Raw genomic sequence first — 16,759 nt, 5'->3', positions numbered from 1 at the left:
GGTCGTTCCGCCGGCACGCGAGGGGGCGGCCGGTGGGGCAGGGGGTTGGAGAAGAGCGCATGGCGCAGGTGATCGTGGTAACTTCGGGCAAGGGGGGCGTGGGCAAGACCACATCCTCCGCCGCCTTCGCGACCGGGCTGGCCCAGGCGGGCAAGAAGACCGTGGTGATCGACTTCGATGTGGGCCTGCGGAACCTCGACCTCATCATGGGGGTGGAGCGCCGGGTGGTGTTCGACATCGTCAACGTCATCACCGGCGAGGCGAAGCTGAGCCAGGCGCTGATCCGGGACAAGCGGGTGGAATCCCTCTCCATCCTTCCGGCGAGCCAGACGCGGGACAAGGACGCGCTGACGAAGGAGGGCGTGGCCACCATCATCGAGGAGCTGTCGAAGGAATTCGACTACATCCTCTGCGACAGCCCCGCCGGCATTGAGAAGGGCGCGCTGCTGGCGCTGTACTTCGCTGACCAGGCGATCGTTGTGACCAACCCCGAGGTCTCCTCCGTCCGCGACAGCGACCGGATCCTGGGCGTCCTCCAGTCCCGCTCCAAGCGGGCCGAGGAGAAGAAGGAGCCGGTGAAGGAGCACCTTCTCGTCACCCGCTACGACCCGGTGCGGGTGGAGCGGGGCGAGATGTTGAAGCTCGACGACATCCAGGAGATCTTGCGCATCCCCCTGCTGGGCGTGGTCCCGGAGAGCGAGAGCGTGCTGAAGGCGTCCAACACCGGCAATCCCGTGATCCTGGACGCTGAATCCCAGGCCGGGCAGGCCTATAAGGACGCGGTGGCGCGCTTCCTCGGCGATGATCGGCCGATGCGGTTCACGGATTCGGAAAAGAAGGGCTTCCTGTCCCGGCTCTTCGGTGGGAGGGCGGCATGAGCTGGCTGAAGCTGTTCCGCGGGAAGCAGGCGGAGATGCCCCAGACGGCGACCGCGGCGAAGGAGCGGCTGCAGATCGTGCTGGCGCACGAGCGGATCGGCCGGCAGGGCGAGGACTTCCTGCCGAAGCTCCAGAAGGAAATCGTGGAGCTCGTGGCCAGGCATGTCTCCATCGATCCGGGCCGGGTGAACATTTCCCTCGAGCGGGGCGGGGATCTCTCAACCCTTGCGATCGCGGTGGAGCTGCCGGGGCCGGAGCCGGTGCGCCGCGCCTCCTGAACGGGCCCGCTTAACGTTAGGGCAAGGCCACCCACCCCATCATCCCGCCCTGACCGGGACGGGAATCGGGGTGGATGGCAAGGCGGTTCTTTCCGCAACAGGGTCTGCGGTCGCGGCTGATCCTCCTCTCGGCCGCGCCTTCGCTCCTCTGCCTCTTCGTGACCGTGGTGGCGGTATCCTGGCTCGTCCGGGACCTGCAGCACGACATGTCCGAGCGGATGCTGCAGGCCGCGGGCAGCCGCTTCGAGGCCCGGACAGCGAGCGTGCAGGGCAGCCTGGAACGGCTGGCACGCGGGCTGGAGGGGGACTCTGCTCTCTCCTTTACCCTGGCCGGGGGGACCGGCCCACACCAGGCTGACGGATTGCGCGGCCTACTCTCGACGTTGCGGACCGCCGAGCCCCTGATCCGCGCGGTCGAGATGCGGAGCTGTCCCTCCGGCGGCGTCATGCGGGCCGCTGCCGGCTGCGATGCCGCCGATTGTCCGGGCACCGACCTGCCGGGTGCGGAGGCGCTGGCGCGCCTGCCGCTCGCCGGAGGAGGCGATGCCGAAGTCCGGCTGATTGCTGCGTTGGATCAAGGTGCCCTGGAGGAACTGGCCGCGGCGGAGGGCGGGGCCGCCATCCTCTTCGTGGAGGAGCACCCCCGGCTGGCAACTTTGCCGCTGCCCGCCGTCCCGACCTCGCGCTGGACGCCGGATTGGCTCCGGGTGGCCCTGACGGCCGGCCGGCCGGCCACGGGGTCGATTTCCGTCGGCGGGCGTGCCTGGATGGCGCGGGTCACGCCGATCCCGGCCGCGCGGGCCAGCGGGCGGGCTGCCATGGTCCTGCTGCTGCCCGCGGCAACGGGGGTGCTGACCGCGGATGAGACGCTGGGCATCGTGGTGCCGGCCTTCGCGGCCGTCCTCATTCTCGGGACGGTCTACGCCGCCGGCGCGGCGCGGCGGCTGGGGGGAATGCTGACCGGGCTGACCGAGGCGCTGCGCCGGCTCGGCCGCGGGGACCTGACCGTGTCCATCCCACCGCCTCCTCCCGGAGCGCCGCGCGAAGTGGCGGAGCTGACGGATGCCTGCATCCTGTTCCGGGACGCCTCCGCCGAGAGAAGCCGCCTCTCCGAGCGGCTGCGCTGGCTGGCGAACTTCGACGGGCTGACAGGGCTGCCGAACCGGGCGCTTCTGGGTGATCGGCTGGAGCTGGCCTTTGCCGCCGCCCGGCGGGACGGCACCCATATGACCGTGCTGGCCATGGACCTGGACCACTTCAAGGAGGTGAACGACACGCTCGGCCACGCTGCGGGGGACGAGGTGCTCCGGGTGGTCGCGGCCCGGCTGCGAGGCTGCCTTCGAGCGACGGACACGCTGGCGCGCGTAGGCGGGGACGAGTTCGTGCTCGTCGCGCCCGACCTCGGCCATCCGGAGGCGCTGAACGCCTTCGCGGCCCGGCTGCTGGCGGCGGTGGACGAGCCCGTGCTGCTGGGATCGGAGTTCCGGACGGTCGGGCTCTCCATCGGCGCGGCGGTGCTCGCGCCCGGTCCCTTCGACGGACGGCCAGAGGCGCTTCTGCAGGATGCGGACTTGGCCCTGTACCAAGCCAAGGCGGAGGGCGGATCCTGCCTGCGGGTCTTCGAGCCGGAGCTGGACGAGCGACTCAGGACCCGCCGCCTGCTCATCGCCGACCTCCGGAACGCGATGGCACGGCAGGAGTTGACGATCCTGTTCCAGCCGCAGGTTTCCACGGCGACACGGCGGATCAAGGGGGCAGAGGCGCTGCTGCGCTGGCACCACCCGCAGCGCGGCATGATCTCGCCGGACGTCTTCATCCCGATGGCCGAGGAGACGGGGCTGATCATCCCGATCGGCGCCTGGGTGCTGGAGCAGGCCTGCCAGGTGGCGCGTGGCTGGGGCGGGCTGAACCTAGCGGTGAACGTCTCGGCCATCCAGGTGCGGCAGGCGAGCTTCGTCGCCACGGTTGAGGGTGCCCTGGCCCGGTCCGGCCTGCCGCCCGCGCAACTGGAGTTGGAGATCACGGAGGCCGCGATGCTCGCCAACAGCGCGGAGACGCTTGCCATCCTCTCGCGCCTGCGCTCGCTCGGCGTGCGGCTGGCGATGGATGATTTTGGGACGGGCTACTCCTCGCTCGCCACGCTGCAGCGGTTCCGCTTCGACAAGATCAAGGTGGACCGGTCGTTCATCCGGCACATCGCGATGGATGCGAAGGCGGTGGCCCTGCTGCGGGCGGTGATCGCCCTGGGCAGTGCGCTGGACGTGACGACGAATGCCGAAGGGGTGGAGGACGAGGGGCAGCTCTCCATGCTGCGGGCGGAGGGCTGCGAGGAGGCGCAGGGCTTCCTCTTCGGCCGGCCGATGTCAGCGGCGGACTTCCAGGCCCGGGTGGGGCAGCAGGATGCCCGGGCGGCGTGACGGCTAACGGCGGAAGCGGAGGTCCAGGCCGGCGGCCTTCCACGCGGCCTCGGTCGCTTCCATGTCGATGACGCCCGAAGGATTGGCCTTGCGGGGCTGGCGAGCGAGATAGGGGGCGCGGTCCCGGCGCCAGATGGCGAGGAGCCGGGAAAGCTCCTTCAACGGCTCCGGGTGATCGTCCACGCGGATGTCGAGGTCCGGGAAGTCTTCGGTGGTGACGAGGCGCATCCCGGCGGATTGACGGCCGCGGCGGTCACCTCCGGCGGCCTCGCCGGCCTCCAGCGCCAGGGCCAGCCGTTCCGGCAGGGGCAGGTGGCCGTTGATGGCGAGGGCCGCGACGGTGTCGTGCAGCACGGCGGGGCCGGCGAGCATGTTCCCGGCCACCGACTGGCTCCGGCCGATCCTCTCGCCGGCCCAGTCCACGCAGTTCTTGCCGGTGAAGGCGGCGCTGCGGCCGAAGCGGTCCACGGCATGGACCTGACGAAGGTGCCGGCCCTCGTCTCCGGCCAGGGCACCCTCGATCGCCGCGGCGGGGGGAAGACCGCGCGCCATCCCGTCCAGCACGGCGGGGCCGAGATAACGGTTGGTGAAGGACTGGGTGGAGACCGCGCCAACACCGGCCCGGAGATGCGGGCAGGAGGCGCCGACGGCGAAGCTGCAGGTGGTCACGGCGACCGCGAAGGCGCCGCTCTCCGGCTCATGGATGACGATGGACCAGGTCACGGGCTGTGCGTCCGCCTCATGGCTTGCGGGCGAGGAAGAGCAGCCAGGCGGCGTGGCGCGGGTCCATGGTCTCGGCCGCTTCCTCCAGGATGGCTGCGGCTGGGTCGCCGGCCGCCAGGCCTGGCGGCGGGGCGTCCGAGGTGGCGCGCCAGGAGTCGAGGGCGTGGCCTTCCAGGCGCTCGGGGATGAGGCCGGCCGCGTGGAGCGCGCCGCGGATCGCCTCGACGGACATCCCCGCCGGGGCAGGGCGGCCGAGAGTGGCGGAAAGGCGCCGCCCGAGCGAGGTGGCGTTCTCCGCGACGACGAGAAGCCGGCCGCCGGGGCGGAGAAGGCGCGCTGCCTCCGCGGCCAGCCCGGCGAGCGAAGCCTCGTCGGGCGTGAGGAGGGCCAGGTCGAAGCAGGCGTCGGGCTGCCCTTCCGAACCCTCCGAGACCAGGGCGGACCGGGCCAAGGCGGCGCCGGCGAGGGCGGGCGCCCTCCGGCCCAGGGCAGCAACGCGATTTCCGGCGCCCGTCCCCAGCGAGGCGGCGACGCGGGCGGGCAAGGTGCCTTCCTGATCCGGCGCTCTCGGCTGCCCGACAGTCGGTGATACCGGGTGGGCCGGGGCGGGCGGAGGCTCCGGAACGGGGGGCGCCGAACGGGCCGGCATGGGCACCGGAACCGGGGGCACATTCGCTTCGGGGCGGGGCGCGGGGGCTGGTGCAGGGGGCGGAGTGAAGGACGGTTGCGGCTGGGCTGGCGGCTGGACAGGGGGAACGGCGAAGAGGGACGGGGCGGGGGCCGGGATTGGCGGCGCATTCCCGGGAACAGGCGCGAGGAAGAGGCGGGGCGGCGTCGCCTGCTCTGGCGGCGGGACGAAGAGGCGCGGCGGCTCGGGAGCGGCCGCGCCAGGGTGCGGGACGGGGAAGGCCGGACGTTCCGCTCGGGGCGGCGCGGGCACCTGCAGCGCGAGAGCCTCCGGCGGCAGGGCGGCGCGGGGGATGTCCGCCCCATGCGGCGCGACGAGGGGTGTCATCGCGGCTTCCGGCGGGGCCGCGGCCCTGGGGAGGCTCGCCTCCAGCAGGCTGGGGCCGGACGACTGCTGGATGGGAACCCCGAGAGCGGCACCATCGGCCAGGGCGCGCACCGCCGGCGCGTTCCGCATATCCGCCAGCCCGAAAGTGGGGCGCCGCGCGAAGATGACGTAGCCCTCATTGGCGAAGACCGGGGTCGTCTCAGCGAGGAGGCGCCGGAGGAGGCCTGGCGGAAGAGCTCCGGTCGCGGCGGTCCGGACCACCGCCCAGTCCGGCAGCACGTTCGGGTCCGGCGCGGAGAGGGCGCCGGTCAGGCGGGCGAAGCTGTCGGGCGCGATCACCCGTCCGCCGGGCGGGATCCGGCCTTCCAGGAAGCGAGCGGCGCCGGCCCAGGCCGGGTCGGCCGAATCGTCGGCGGGAGTGGTCTGCGACATGGCCCCAGGGTCGCTTTCCCCGGCGCCGGGATCAAGCCGGCAGGACGGGGTCACCCGCCCTGAAAACAGGGCACGTCTTCCACGTTCCTTGTCTCGAGCGGAACCGAGCCGTTGCCCGGCTCTCCCCCGACCATGATGCTTGCGGCACGATATCGAACCGGTTCAAGGAGGGCCTCATGCCAAGCGATCCCATTCGCTCCAGCGCGGTCATGCGCGACCAGGCCGCGGCGAGCCCGGACTCAGCCGCGCCGGCCGGGATGGCAGAGGCCCGGCACCCCTCGCCCCGCCCCATCTCCCACGCCGAGGAGGGTGAGGCGGGCCGCGGGGAGTGGTGGTCCCTCATCAGGGCGGTGCTGATCGGCGTGGTCGTGCTGATGCTGCTCGGCTGGCTCATCTCCCGCTGAGTAACTGATCCGGTTACCCGATTCGGCTTTGCAGCCCGGGTTCGCCGGGGGTATGCGTCCGCGCATGCGAAGACGCGATGTGCTTTCCGGCCTCTCGGCCGGCCTGCTTCCCGCCATGGCGTGGGCGCAGGGAGGAGGCCAGGCGGGCTCGGCGGTGCCGGCGGGACCGGGGCCGCAGAGCTGGGATTCCGTGTTCCGCCTCGCCGCCCGTTTGCGGAAGCTGGGGCAGGATGGGCTGGACCCCGCCGCCTATGCCGTGCCGCCGGATGCGCAGGGGGCCTCCGAGCCGGCGGTCTTCCACACGGCGGTTTACCAGGCCGCCAACGCGGCCCTGGGCGACCTCGTTCTCGGACGGCTGCGGCAGCCCTCCGGCCGGGCCGACATCCTGCGCGACCCGTCGACGGACTTCACGCGCTGGCAGGCCGAGCTGGTCGGGCTGCCGGAGCCGGCGACCCTGATCGACCGGGCGGCGAACGTGCCGGAGGGTGCGGCCGCGATCCGGTCGGAGCTGGCGAAGGCGGCCGGGCTGGTCGCGTCCGGGGGATGGACGACGATCCCCGTCGGCGAGGGCACGCTGGATCCGGGGATGACCGACGCCGCGCGCATTCCCGCGCTGCGGGCCCGGTTGAAGGCCGAGGATCCGGTGCTGGCCGCGGCGCGCGACGGCGGCGCCCTTTACGACGCCCCGCTGGAGGCGGCCGTTCGGCGCTGGCAGGCGGCGAGCGGGCTGGAGGCGGATGGGCGCGTCGGCGCGATCAGCCTCGGCCTGCTGAACCGCCCGGCTTCCAGCCGCGTGGCGCAGCTTCGCGTTGCGCTGGACATGAGGCGCAACGCCCTGAAGCCGGGCGAGGAGCGCCGCATCGAGGTGAACATCCCCGACTACGTCCTGCTGGTGCAGGAAGGGGATCGGGTGCTGATGCGGATGAACGTGGTGGTCGGCAAGCCGGCGCGGGCCACGCCGACGCTGCGCGCCCGCCTGACCACCGTTCAGTTCAACCCCACCTGGGGCGTGCCCGAGCGCAACGCGCGCGAGGACCTTCTGCCCCGCTACCGCCGCGACCCGGCGGGCATGGCCGCCAAGGGCTTCCGCCTCTACAGCGTGGTGGGCGGCGAGCGCGTGGAGGTCGATCCCGCCACCGTGGACTGGTCCGCCGTGCGGACGGACCGTTTCCCCTACCTCATCCGTCAGGACGCCGGGGACGAAAACGCCCTTGGCCGGATCAAATTCATCATGCCCAATTCCGACGACATCTACCTGCACGACACGCCCGATCGCCGGCTGTTCGGCCGGCCGGATCGGGCCTTCTCCTCGGGGTGCATCCGTCTCGGGCTTCCCGACGACCTTCTCCTCCTCGTGATGGAGGGGATGGGCTGGGACATGGCGCGCGCGCAGCGCGTCTATGACAGCAAGCAGACGCAGTCGGTGGGCCTGCGGCGCCCGCTGCCCGTGCGGCTGCACTACACGACCGTCACCACGGAGGGCGCGCGCGTGAAGATGCGGCCCGATATCTATGGTCTGGACGCCGCCTATGCGCGGGAGATGGACCGGGGCGGGCTGCGGGTCGCCACGGCGGGGGCTGCACGATGAGCACCACCTGGAACGGCCGCCGGCCGCACGCGCCCGAGTGCCCCTGCTGCGAGGACCGGCGACTGGGCCGGCGCAACCTTCTTGCTGCCGGCGCGGGGCTGCTGGCCTGCGCCGCGCTGCCGGGCGGGGCCGAGGCGCAGGTCGCCCGCGGCGCGCGGCGGGTCAACGTGCAGCGCGCCTATACCGGGGACGCCTTCCAGGGCGTCTATTTCCAGGATGGGCGCTACGTGACCGAGGCGCTGCGAAAGCTGGACTGGGTGTTCCGCGACATCAACCGCGAGGAGGTGACGCCGATGGATCCGCGCCTTTTCGACGTAATGAACGCGGTGGCGGCGAAGATGGAGACCAACGACGCCTTCCAGGTGATCAGCGGCTACCGCACGCCCGAGACGAATTCGCGCCTCACGGGGCGGGTCTCCACCGTCTCCCTGCACATGTCCGGCATGGCCGGGGACATGCGGCTGCCCGGGCGGGATTCCTACGGGATGGCGCGGCTCGCCGCCTCGCTGGGGCTGGGCGGCGTCGGGCTCTACCGACGGGATGGGTTCGTGCACCTGGATTGCGGGCAGTCCCGCCGCTGGTAGGGCGGGCCGCTCTCGGATCGGATGGGCCGGGGAGGAAACTCCCCGGCCTTTTCTATGAGTTGGCGCGGAGCGGGTTCGCGAGGAGCAGCCCGCCGCGCCGGAGGATCAGCCCTAGGGCGAGGGCCGGGCCGAGGGCCGCGTAGGCGGAGGCGGGCGGGGCGAGGCGGAGGAAGACCGCCAAGGCCTCCCGCCGGGTAGCCCGCTGGGCCAGGCCGATGCCCATCAGGAGCGATCCTTCCGCTGGGGTCAGGCGGGGGCAAAGGCGGCATCCCATGGCGCCCGGGCAGGCGAGGGCGCGCAACAACGCGTCCAGCGCCGGTGCCGCGGCGGCCAGGCCTTCGGTCGCAAGTGGGAGGCGCAAGGCGGCAATGGGGGAGCCCCCCGACCGGGTCGCCTCCACCCAGCCGCGCACGGCATCCAGCAACACGCCCTCCGCGGATGGCAGATCTTCGGGCGCGGCATCGGCGAGGGGCCAGCTGGGCAGTCCGCGTGTGGCCATGGGGGAGTCTCCCGGCATTTGGTTTGCCCAGGCTGCCTGGAATGATAATCGTTCGCAAGTTCCTTCTGTTGGCTGCTCCGCGCAAATTGGGCTTCCCATTCCCGCTGCTGCGGCGCAGCAAGGGCGCGCTTCAACGACGCAGGATCCCATGCCGCCCTGGCTTCCCTTGCTGCTCGGCTTCCTGACGGCCATCAATCCGATCTCCACGGACATGTACCTGCCGGGCTTCCCGCAGATGGAGGCCGAGTTCGGCACCGGCCAGGGCGGGGCGCAGCTGACGCTGGCCACCTGGTTCGTCGGGCTGGCGGTGGGGCAGGTGACCCAGGGCACGCTGTCCGACCGCTTCGGGCGGCGCGGGCCGCTGATCGTCGGGACGGTGGTCTATACCCTGGCGACGGTGGGCTGCGCGCTGGCGCCGAGCATGGGGTGGCTGGCGGCCTTCCGTTTCATGGAGGCTTTCGGGGCTTCCGCCAGTTCCGTGATCCCGCGCGCCGTGGTGCGGGACAAGGTGACGGGGCTGGAGGCGGCGCGGATCATGTCCCGCCTCATCCTCGTTATGGGGGCCGCGCCAATCCTGGCGCCCTCCCTCGGCGGGGCGCTGCTCGGGGTGGCGGATTGGCGGGCCATCTTCTGGGTCATGGCGGGCTACGGCGCGGTGTCCGGCCTGCTGGTCTGGTGGCTGCTGCCGGACACGCTGCCGCCGGAGCGGCGGTTGCGCCTGGGCTTCGGCGCGCTGATGCGGAACTACGGCCGGGTGCTGACGGAGCCGGTCTTCCTGACCCACGCGCTGATGGGGGCGACGGTGATGTTCTCGATGTTCGCCTATATCAGCGGCGCGCCGGCCGTTTACATCGAGTATTTCGGGATCCCGCCGGGGCGCTTCGCAATCCTGTTCGGCATGGGCGCCGTGGGCTTCATCGGTGGGGCGCAGCTGAACCCCTGGCTCGTCGGGCGCTTCGGGGCCAATCGGGTGCTGTCCGCGGGCGCGATCGCTTTCCTGACCTCGGCCGCTGCGCTGGTTCTGCTCGTCTGGACGGGGTGGGGAGGGTTCTGGGGGTTCTTTTTCCCGGTCTTCGCCATGCTGGCCTCCGGCAGCATGATCATGCCCAACTCCGCGGTGGGCGGGCTGGCGCGGCACGGGCAGAGGGCCGGCACGGCTTCCGCCCTGCTGGGAACGCTGCAATTCGCGGTTGCGGCGCTGGGCAGCGTGGCGGTGGGACACTTCGCGAACGGCACGCCGCGGCCGGTGGCGGCGGTGATCCTCGCCGGGGCCGTGATGACGATCGGGCTGGACGCGCTGCGGCGCCGGCACGGCTGACGCGCCGGATCGGTTGTTGCGCCGGGGCCCCAACGCGGCCAGATACGGCGCATGGATCAGATTGCCCCCGACACCGCCGGGATCGGCCATAACCGCCCGCCCGAGGCCGAAAGCAAGGTCGCCCAGGAGGCCGCGCGGCGGCGCGCCTTCGCCATCATCGCCCATCCGGATGCCGGCAAGACGACGCTGACGGAGAAGCTGCTGCTGCGCGGCGGCGCCATCCAGCTGGCCGGTCAGGTGCGCGCCAAGGGCGACCGGCGCCGGACCCGCTCCGACTGGATGAAGATCGAGCAGGACCGCGGGATTTCCGTGGCCACCTCCGTCATGACCTTCGAGCGGGACGGGGTGGTCTTCAACCTGCTGGACACGCCGGGCCACGAGGACTTCTCGGAGGACACCTACCGCACGCTGACGGCGGTGGACGCGGCCGTGATGGTGATCGACGCGGCCAAGGGCATCGAGGCGCAGACCCGCAAGCTGTTCGAGGTGTGCCGCCTGCGGGACATCCCGATCATCACCTTCATCAACAAGATGGACCGCGAGAGCCGGGACGTCTTCGAGCTCCTGGACGAGATCGAGAAGACGCTGGCGCTGGACGTGACGCCGGCGGCCTGGCCGGTGGGCGCCGGGCGCGGGTTCCTCGGTACCTACGACATGCTGGAGCCGGCGCTGCACCTTCTAGCCGAGGGGTCGGGGGCGGTGAAGCTTTCCGGACTGGACGATCCGAAGATCGACGAGATGGTGCCGGCCTCCGAGGTGGAGGCGCTGCGCGAGGGGGCGGAGCTGGCCTCGGCCTTCCCGAGCTTCGACATCGAGGCGTTCCGGCAGGGGACGATGACGCCGGTCTATTTCGGCTCGGCACTTCGGGATTTCGGGATCGGGCACCTGCTGGAGGGCCTGGCGCGCTTCGCGCCGCAGCCCGGCGCGCGGCCGGCGGATACGCGGCGCGTGCAGCCGGAGGAGCCGGCGCTGACGGGCTTCGTCTTCAAGATCCAGGCGAACATGGACCCGAACCACCGGGACCGCGTGGCCTTCCTCCGCATCTGCTCCGGCCGGCTGGAGAAGGGGATGCGGCTGCGCCAGACCCGCACGGGCAAGCAGGTGCCGGTGAACGCGCCGCTGTTCTTCTTCGCGCAGGACCGGCAGGTGGCGCAGGAGGCCTGGCCGGGCGACGTGGTGGGGATCGCGAACCACGGCATCCTGCGGATCGGCGACACGTTGACCGAGGGCGAGGTGCTGAATTTCCGGGGCGTGCCGAGCTTCGCGCCGGAGATCCTACGGCGCGTGATGATCGAGGACGCGATGGTCGGCAAAAAGCTGCGCACCGCGCTGGAGCAGCTGGCCGAGGAGGGCGTGGTGCAGCTGTTCCGCCCGCTGGACGGCACGCCGCCGGTGGTGGGCGTGGTGGGCGCGCTGCAGCTGGACGTGCTGGCGGAGCGGCTGAAGGCCGAGTACTCCGTGCCGAGCCGCTACGAGAGCACGCCCTGGGGGATGATGCGCTGGGTCGCCTCCGACGATAAGGCGGCGATGGAGAAGTTCCGGCAATCCGCGCCGCACGACACGGCGGAGGACCATGACGGGGCGCTCGTGGCCTTCTTCACCTCCGATTGGCGGCGGAACCGGGCGGAGGAGGAATGGCCAATGCTGAAGTTCCTGAAGCTTCGGGAGCAGCATGCAGCCGCTTAGCCGGTTTTTCCGCCGGGGGGCGGCATGAGCGCGCACACGCTCTTCCTCGACCTGGACGGCGTGCTGGCCGACTTCGATCGCGGCGTGAAGGCCGTGACCGGGCGTCGGCCGGAGGAGCTGCCATTGAAAAAGATGTGGGCGGCGCTGGCGAAGGCGCCGGCCTTCTTCGACACCCTGGACTTCATGCACGACGCGGAGGCGCTGTGGCGCTTCTGCGAGCCGCACCGCCCCACGATCCTGACGGGCCTGCCCCTGGGATCCTGGGCGCCGGCGCAGAAGAAGCAGTGGGTGGCGCGGATGCTCGGCGCGCATGTCCCGGTGATCACCTGCATGAGCCGGGAAAAGCCGCGCTGGTCCGGGCCGGGGCATGTGCTGGTGGATGACCGCGCCTCCGCCCGCGAGGGGTGGGAGGCGAAGGGCGGGATCTTCGTCCACCATGTCTCGGCCGAGCAGTCCATCGCGGCGCTGCGAGAGTTGGGCTTCGCCGGCGAGGGGCCGGGCGCCGGCTGATCGGCCCTACATCGTCGTGTCGAAGACTGCTGGTTGCAGACGGACGTCGCGCGGGTGGTCCAGCGGCGTCCAGCGGTGGCGCCGGATGACCTCGTTGCTCTCCACCGGCTTGCGCCCGGAGCCCAGGGACCAGGTGATGTGCCAGGTGGAGCCGTCCGGGCGGCGCGTGGTGGCACCGATCTCCACCACCAGGGCCTGCACGCCGCTGCCGTCATCCGCCACGCCGACGATGCGGCCCGATGTCTCGCGCGGCAGCTCCGCACCCCGCCGCACCCCGGCTTTCAGGGTGACGTGGTGGGCGAACACGCGGGCGTAGCGGGGCGGGACGAGGGCGAGCAGCGGCTGGCGCTCCTCCTCGGGCAGGAGCCAGCCGAGCACGAGAAAGGTCATCGTATCCTCCCTTGCCGGAGCCTGATGTCAGGCGGGAAGGGCGACAGGCGTGACCGTCACGACCGCGCCAGGGATCAACGCGCGCAGGTCGGCCACCACGGCGTCGGCCACGCGCTGGATCTCCCCGATCCGCCGCTCCCGCTCGAAGCCGAGGGCGATCTCCACCACGGCCTGCTTGCCGGCAATGCGGGACTTCACCTCCAAGAGCGCGTCATAGTCGGCGAAATGCCCGGCCAGGGCGCGGTTGATCGAGGCCTGGCGCGATTCGTCCAAGCTGCGGTCGAGCAGTTGAGGAACTGACTCCCGCCAGAGCGAGATGGCGAGCTGGATCATCACCAGCCCGACGAAGCCGGTGCCGATCGCCTCGGCCAGCGGCGCGAGCCAGGGCGGCGCGCCGCCGATCACCTGCGCGGCGGCATTCACCGCGATCGCGACGGCGACGATGCCGGAGGAGGCGAGCTTCACGGTGCGGCTGCGGATCTGCACCGTCATGATGGCCGATGTGCCGTCCCGCCCGGCGGACCACAGGGCGCGCAGGGCGATGCCGTTCATCACGACATTGGCGAGGGACAGGGCGGTGGCGAGGACCAGGCCCAGTCCCTCCTGCTCCGGCGGGAAGAGCCAGCGGGAGGCGGCCGAGATCGTGATCCAGACCCCCGCGGCGCCCATGGCGACGCCGATGGCGAGGTTGGCGAATTCCTCGATCTTCGCCGCGCCGTAGTCGTATTCGGTGATACGGCCGCGATGGATACGGCGGAGCACCACCAGCAGCACCATCTCCAGCACGACCATCAGGGAACCGCGGATGGCCTCCGCGACGAGGGTGAGGGAGTTCGCGGAGAGGCCCACGGCCAGGAAGGGCAGGATCAACGCCCAGTCCAGCAGGCAGGCAAGGAGGATGGAGCGTTCGCGCCTGAGGGCGGCTGGGTCCGGGGTCCCCGGGCGGAGGGGCGAAGGGCTGCTCACGCTGGGAAGGATGCGATGGCCGCCGGCCGGATGCGAGCGGGAAGTGTCATGAAAGCGCCTGCGCCTAGCCGTCGGCAGAGAGGGCGGCCTGGACGGCGGAGCGGAACTCCCGCCGATGCAGCTCGGACACCACCCAGAGGGAGGCGAGGATGAAGGCAATGGGGTGGACCATCCAGGCCAGCACGGCCAGGCCGAAATAGTAGGCGCGCAGGCCCGTGTTGAAGTGGCGGGCGGCGCGGTTCACGACCTCCGCCGCGATCTCGGCGGCCGGAATGGCGGCTGGAGTGCGGCCGAGTCCGCCGATGAGGATGGAGCCGTAGTTGAACTGGCGCAGCGCCCAGGTCAGCTCGAAGAAGGCGCGGACGAAGATGAGGAGGATGAGGAGGATCCGCGTTTCCCAGCCGCCATCCGTCATCGGTGCCTCGGAGAAGGGCATGGCGCCGAGAACGCGGCGGCCGACCTCCGGCGAGGCGAGGAGCGCCATCGCACCGCCGATGATGAAGATGCAGGTATTCGCGAGGAAGGAGGTGGAGGACATGAGGTTGCCGACGATGGCAACGTCCGCCACCCGGTTCTCCTTCGGCAACAGAGCGACAAGCCAGCGGCGCCGGTGCTCGTTCATCGCGTGGATCACGCTGCGCCGATGGATGGAGGGCACGCGGTCCACCACCGTGGCATAGCCCACCCAGCACAGGACGAAGACCGCGAGGGCGACAAGATCGAGCGGCGTGAGGAAGCCTGGCATCGCATGTCCCGGAAAAGGAGAGGGGGCGGGGCCTTCCGGCGCCCGCCCCCTCCGGTGCTAGCAAGTGGCCTGCCGCCGGGCGGCGGGCCGGCGCGGGATCAGCCGCGGGCCTTCTGCAGGTTCTCGTCCAGCTTGGCGAGGAAGGCCTGGGTGTTGAGCCAGGGCTGGTCCTTGCCGACGAGGATGGCGAGGTCCTTCGTCATGTGGCCGGATTCCACCGTCTCGATGCAGACCTTCTCCAGCGCGTTGGCGAATTCGACCACGTCGGGCGTGTCGTCGAACTTGCCGCGATAGGCGAGGCCACGAGTCCAGGCGAAGATCGAGGCGATCGGGTTCGTGGAGGTCTCGCGGCCCTTCTGGTGCTCGCGGTAGTGGCGCGTGACGGTGCCGTGCGCCGCCTCGGACTCCACCGTGTTGCCGTCCGGGGAGAGGAGGACCGAGGTCATCAGGCCGAGCGAACCGAAGCCCTGGGCCACGATGTCGGACTCCACGTCGCCGTCGTAGTTCTTGCAGGCCCAGACATAGCCGCCTTCCCACTTGAGGGCGGAGGCAACCATGTCGTCGATCAGGCGGTCCTCGTAGGTCAGGCCGCGCTTCTCGTACTCGGCCTTGAACTCCTCGTCGTAGATCTTGCGGAAGATGTCCTTGAAGGTGCCGTCATAGGCCTTCAGGATCGTGTTCTTGTGGCTGAAGTAGACCGAGAAGTTGCGCTGCAGGCCGTAGTTCAGCGAGGCGCGGGCGAAGCCCTCGATCGACTTGTTCAGGTTGTGGATCATCATCGCGACGCCGCCGGTCTCGGGCATCGGGAACTCGCCGATCTCCTGCGGCTCCCCGCCCTCCGGCACGTAGGTCATCTTGACCTTGCCGGCGCCGGGCACCTTCATCTCGACGGAGCGATAGATGTCGCCATAGGCGTGGCGGCCGACGACGATCGGCTTGGACCAGTGCGGCACCAGGCGCGGCACGTTCTGGCAGATGATCGGCTCGCGGAAGATCGTGCCGTCGAGGATGTTGCGGATCGTCCCGTTGGGGGACTTCCACATCTTCTTCAGGTTGAACTCCTTCACCCGCGCCTCGTCCGGGGTGATGGTCGCGCACTTCACGCCCACGCCGTACTGCTTCGTGGCGTTGGCGGCGTCGATCGTCACCTGATCGTCGGTCTGGTCGCGGTACTCGACGCCGAGGTCGTAGTACTTCAGGTCCACGTCGAGGTAGGGGAGGATCAGCTTCTCCTTGATGAAGCCCCAGATGATTCGGGTCATCTCATCCCCGTCCATCTCGACGACTGGGGTCTTCACCTTGATCTTGGCCATGCCGATCCTCGTTGAGTCAGGGGCGAGCCGGGCCCGCCGGTCGAAAGCTTATGGGCCGGGGGCACCCCCCCGGCGGCGGGCGGACATTCGCACCGGGGGCGGGCCCGTTCAAGGCGGGGGCGGGGTTTTCAGTGCCGGGCGGCGCACCAGATGGACGGGAAGCCGGAGACGCCCATGGAACCCATCCGCGAATGCCCGCATTGCGGGGAGCCGACCGTGCCGAACCGGCTGGGGGATGGGCAGGTGACCTGTTCCTGCGCGGCGGAGCGGGAACTGCCCGGGCCGCGGCCGGTCGGGGATGCGGCCCGGCCGGAGGACGGCCCGGCAAGCGGTGGGGTCAGCGGCGGGCGGCTGCCGCGCCCTCAGGGCTAGGCGCCGGCAGCGGCGCGCCAAGGCGGCCGGCCATGCGCGGCAGCACGTCATGTCCCAGGGCGAAGCGATGGATGACCACCATCGCGACGTGCCCTGCCACAACGGCCAGGAGGAACCAGGCCAGTTCGCCATGGGCGGCGTTCCCCGCCTCCACCAGGGCCGGGATCTTCGCCTCATGCGCCTCCCAGAGGGGGATGCCGAAGGGGGCGAAGGCGCGGCCCGATCCGTACTGACGCAGAAGGGCAAGGCTGGGGACCACCACCATCAGTGCGTAAATCGCGAGATGGCCGAGGCTGGCGGCCCAGCCCAGTGGACCCGGGCGGTGCGGCGGGCGGCGGTGGGCGCTGAGCAGCCCCCAGCTGCCCCTCAGCAGGACGAGGACGAAGAGCAGGGTGCCCACGCCGTAATGGGTGCCGACGAAGAATGAGGAGACGGGGTGGCGGCCCAGCGCCAGCTTGATCCCCATGCCCGCGAACTGCCAGGCGAAGAGGGCCGCCATGCCCCAGTGCAGCGCGCGGCTGACAAGGCCGTAGCGATCCGGGGAGTCGAGGAGAGGGCTGGGCGCCACGTCGGCCGATCCATGTGAACGGGACATGGACCGGATGTTATCTCAGCCCACCCGCCGCCGCACCGGGCTTCCT

Annotated in this window: 18 protein-coding genes; 10 read left to right on the top strand and 8 right to left on the bottom strand. The window is 71.0% G+C overall.

Annotated elements, in window-relative coordinates; translation table 11 throughout:
- Positions 1–59: 59 nt before the first annotated feature.
- From minD to J5Y10_RS10525, 3 genes are all read left to right on the top strand, one after another.
- Positions 60–878, top strand: coding sequence for a septum site-determining protein MinD (minD, locus tag J5Y10_RS10535; protein ID WP_209373340.1), 819 nt, complete (start codon positions 60–62; stop codon positions 876–878).
- Complete coding sequence (gene minE, locus J5Y10_RS10530) at positions 875–1,156, top strand: cell division topological specificity factor MinE (RefSeq protein ID WP_209373339.1); 282 nt, start codon at positions 875–877, stop codon at positions 1,154–1,156. Before minD ends, minE begins: the two co-directional genes overlap by 4 nt.
- 74 nt (positions 1,157–1,230) lie before the next feature.
- On the top strand, positions 1,231–3,573 hold the full coding sequence (locus J5Y10_RS10525) for a putative bifunctional diguanylate cyclase/phosphodiesterase (protein WP_209373338.1): 2,343 nt from the start codon (positions 1,231–1,233) through the stop codon (positions 3,571–3,573).
- 3 nt (positions 3,574–3,576) lie between these two features.
- Here J5Y10_RS10525 and J5Y10_RS10520 read toward each other — a convergent pair whose 3' ends face one another.
- Together J5Y10_RS10520 and J5Y10_RS10515 are read right to left on the bottom strand one after the other, a co-directional pair.
- On the bottom strand, positions 3,577–4,296 hold the full coding sequence (locus J5Y10_RS10520; protein ID WP_209373337.1) for a DUF1028 domain-containing protein: 720 nt from the start codon (positions 4,294–4,296) through the stop codon (positions 3,577–3,579).
- Positions 4,297–4,312: 16 nt separating this feature from the next.
- Positions 4,313–5,743, bottom strand: a complete 1,431-nt coding sequence (locus J5Y10_RS10515; RefSeq protein WP_209373336.1) for a hypothetical protein — start codon at positions 5,741–5,743, stop codon at positions 4,313–4,315.
- A gap of 176 nt (positions 5,744–5,919) precedes the next feature.
- On the opposite strand from J5Y10_RS10515, the gene J5Y10_RS10510 reads away from it, so the two are divergent.
- From J5Y10_RS10510 to J5Y10_RS10500, 3 genes are all read left to right on the top strand, one after another.
- Complete coding sequence (locus J5Y10_RS10510) at positions 5,920–6,147, top strand: hypothetical protein (RefSeq protein WP_209373335.1); 228 nt, start codon at positions 5,920–5,922, stop codon at positions 6,145–6,147.
- Between the two features lie 64 nt (positions 6,148–6,211).
- Positions 6,212–7,735 carry a L,D-transpeptidase family protein gene (locus J5Y10_RS10505; protein WP_245214530.1) on the top strand — a complete coding sequence of 508 codons (1,524 nt, stop codon included), beginning with the start codon at positions 6,212–6,214 and terminating at the stop codon, positions 7,733–7,735.
- Positions 7,732–8,319, top strand: coding sequence for a YcbK family protein (locus tag J5Y10_RS10500; protein ID WP_209373334.1), 588 nt, complete (start codon positions 7,732–7,734; stop codon positions 8,317–8,319). The genes J5Y10_RS10505 and J5Y10_RS10500 overlap by 4 nt, the downstream gene beginning before the upstream one ends.
- Positions 8,320–8,371: 52 nt before the next feature.
- Here J5Y10_RS10500 and J5Y10_RS10495 read toward each other — a convergent pair whose 3' ends face one another.
- Complete coding sequence (locus J5Y10_RS10495; protein ID WP_209373333.1) at positions 8,372–8,818, bottom strand: hypothetical protein; 447 nt, start codon at positions 8,816–8,818, stop codon at positions 8,372–8,374.
- Positions 8,819–8,966: 148 nt separating this feature from the next.
- Between J5Y10_RS10495 and J5Y10_RS10490 the strand changes: the two genes are divergently transcribed.
- Genes J5Y10_RS10490 through J5Y10_RS10480 form a run of 3 tightly spaced genes read left to right on the top strand, consistent with a single transcriptional unit; the run spans position 8,967 to position 12,332 of the window.
- The gene (locus J5Y10_RS10490) at positions 8,967–10,136 is read left to right on the top strand and encodes a multidrug effflux MFS transporter (protein WP_209373331.1); all 1,170 of its coding nucleotides are present in this window, start codon (positions 8,967–8,969) and stop codon (positions 10,134–10,136) included.
- Positions 10,137–10,187: 51 nt separating this feature from the next.
- A complete protein-coding gene (locus tag J5Y10_RS10485; protein WP_209373329.1) occupies positions 10,188–11,822 on the top strand; it encodes a peptide chain release factor 3 in 1,635 nt (544 codons plus the stop codon).
- Positions 11,823–11,846: 24 nt separating this feature from the next.
- Entirely contained in the window at positions 11,847–12,332 is a 486-nt protein-coding gene (locus tag J5Y10_RS10480; RefSeq protein ID WP_209373326.1) for a hypothetical protein, read from the top strand.
- Positions 12,333–12,338: 6 nt separating this feature from the next.
- Here the strand turns inward: J5Y10_RS10480 and J5Y10_RS10475 are convergent, their stop codons facing one another.
- The 4 genes from J5Y10_RS10475 to J5Y10_RS10460 all read right to left on the bottom strand — a co-directional run bounded on the left by J5Y10_RS10475 (position 12,339) and on the right by J5Y10_RS10460 (position 15,746).
- Complete coding sequence (locus J5Y10_RS10475) at positions 12,339–12,722, bottom strand: hypothetical protein (RefSeq protein ID WP_209373324.1); 384 nt, start codon at positions 12,720–12,722, stop codon at positions 12,339–12,341.
- A gap of 27 nt (positions 12,723–12,749) precedes the next feature.
- Positions 12,750–13,688, bottom strand: coding sequence for a cation diffusion facilitator family transporter (locus tag J5Y10_RS10470; protein ID WP_209373322.1), 939 nt, complete (start codon positions 13,686–13,688; stop codon positions 12,750–12,752).
- 64 nt (positions 13,689–13,752) lie between these two features.
- Positions 13,753–14,433 carry a DUF599 domain-containing protein gene (locus tag J5Y10_RS10465; protein ID WP_209373321.1) on the bottom strand — a complete coding sequence of 227 codons (681 nt, stop codon included), beginning with the start codon at positions 14,431–14,433 and terminating at the stop codon, positions 13,753–13,755.
- A gap of 98 nt (positions 14,434–14,531) precedes the next feature.
- Entirely contained in the window at positions 14,532–15,746 is a 1,215-nt protein-coding gene (locus J5Y10_RS10460; protein ID WP_209373320.1) for an NADP-dependent isocitrate dehydrogenase, read from the bottom strand.
- Positions 15,747–15,920: 174 nt separating this feature from the next.
- On the opposite strand from J5Y10_RS10460, the gene J5Y10_RS10455 reads away from it, so the two are divergent.
- Positions 15,921–16,118, top strand: a complete 198-nt coding sequence (locus J5Y10_RS10455; RefSeq protein ID WP_209373319.1) for a hypothetical protein — start codon at positions 15,921–15,923, stop codon at positions 16,116–16,118.
- On the opposite strand, the gene J5Y10_RS10450 is transcribed toward J5Y10_RS10455, so the two are convergent.
- Complete coding sequence (locus tag J5Y10_RS10450) at positions 16,084–16,713, bottom strand: cytochrome b (protein WP_209373318.1); 630 nt, start codon at positions 16,711–16,713, stop codon at positions 16,084–16,086. The genes J5Y10_RS10455 and J5Y10_RS10450 overlap by 35 nt on opposite strands.
- Positions 16,714–16,759 lie beyond the last annotated feature (46 nt).

This window comes from Roseomonas indoligenes, assembly GCF_017813365.1.
In the GTDB taxonomy this organism is placed as follows: Bacteria; Pseudomonadota; Alphaproteobacteria; order Acetobacterales; family Acetobacteraceae; genus Roseomonas; species Roseomonas indoligenes.
Note: the sequence above shows the minus strand (reverse complement) of the source record. Positions and strands in the feature narration are given on the sequence as shown.

What these genes read in the sequence shown, in the direction of transcription:
- minD (WP_209373340.1), top strand. Translation starts at nt 60, where the DNA reads ATGGCGCAGGTGATCGTGGTAACTTCGGGCAAGGGGGGCGTGGGCAAG.
- minE (WP_209373339.1), top strand. Translation starts at nt 875, where the DNA reads ATGAGCTGGCTGAAGCTGTTCCGCGGGAAGCAGGCGGAGATGCCCCAG.
- J5Y10_RS10525 (WP_209373338.1), top strand. Translation starts at nt 1,231, where the DNA reads ATGGCAAGGCGGTTCTTTCCGCAACAGGGTCTGCGGTCGCGGCTGATC.
- J5Y10_RS10515 (WP_209373336.1), bottom strand. Translation starts at nt 5,743, where the DNA reads ATGTCGCAGACCACTCCCGCCGACGATTCGGCCGACCCGGCCTGGGCC.
- J5Y10_RS10510 (WP_209373335.1), top strand. Translation starts at nt 5,920, where the DNA reads ATGCCAAGCGATCCCATTCGCTCCAGCGCGGTCATGCGCGACCAGGCC.
- J5Y10_RS10505 (WP_245214530.1), top strand. Translation starts at nt 6,212, where the DNA reads ATGCGAAGACGCGATGTGCTTTCCGGCCTCTCGGCCGGCCTGCTTCCC.
- J5Y10_RS10500 (WP_209373334.1), top strand. Translation starts at nt 7,732, where the DNA reads ATGAGCACCACCTGGAACGGCCGCCGGCCGCACGCGCCCGAGTGCCCC.
- J5Y10_RS10495 (WP_209373333.1), bottom strand. Translation starts at nt 8,818, where the DNA reads ATGGCCACACGCGGACTGCCCAGCTGGCCCCTCGCCGATGCCGCGCCC.
- J5Y10_RS10490 (WP_209373331.1), top strand. Translation starts at nt 8,967, where the DNA reads ATGCCGCCCTGGCTTCCCTTGCTGCTCGGCTTCCTGACGGCCATCAAT.
- J5Y10_RS10485 (WP_209373329.1), top strand. Translation starts at nt 10,188, where the DNA reads ATGGATCAGATTGCCCCCGACACCGCCGGGATCGGCCATAACCGCCCG.
- J5Y10_RS10480 (WP_209373326.1), top strand. Translation starts at nt 11,847, where the DNA reads ATGAGCGCGCACACGCTCTTCCTCGACCTGGACGGCGTGCTGGCCGAC.
- J5Y10_RS10475 (WP_209373324.1), bottom strand. Translation starts at nt 12,722, where the DNA reads ATGACCTTTCTCGTGCTCGGCTGGCTCCTGCCCGAGGAGGAGCGCCAG.
- J5Y10_RS10465 (WP_209373321.1), bottom strand. Translation starts at nt 14,433, where the DNA reads ATGCCAGGCTTCCTCACGCCGCTCGATCTTGTCGCCCTCGCGGTCTTC.
- J5Y10_RS10460 (WP_209373320.1), bottom strand. Translation starts at nt 15,746, where the DNA reads ATGGCCAAGATCAAGGTGAAGACCCCAGTCGTCGAGATGGACGGGGAT.
- J5Y10_RS10455 (WP_209373319.1), top strand. Translation starts at nt 15,921, where the DNA reads ATGGAACCCATCCGCGAATGCCCGCATTGCGGGGAGCCGACCGTGCCG.
- J5Y10_RS10450 (WP_209373318.1), bottom strand. Translation starts at nt 16,713, where the DNA reads ATGTCCCGTTCACATGGATCGGCCGACGTGGCGCCCAGCCCTCTCCTC.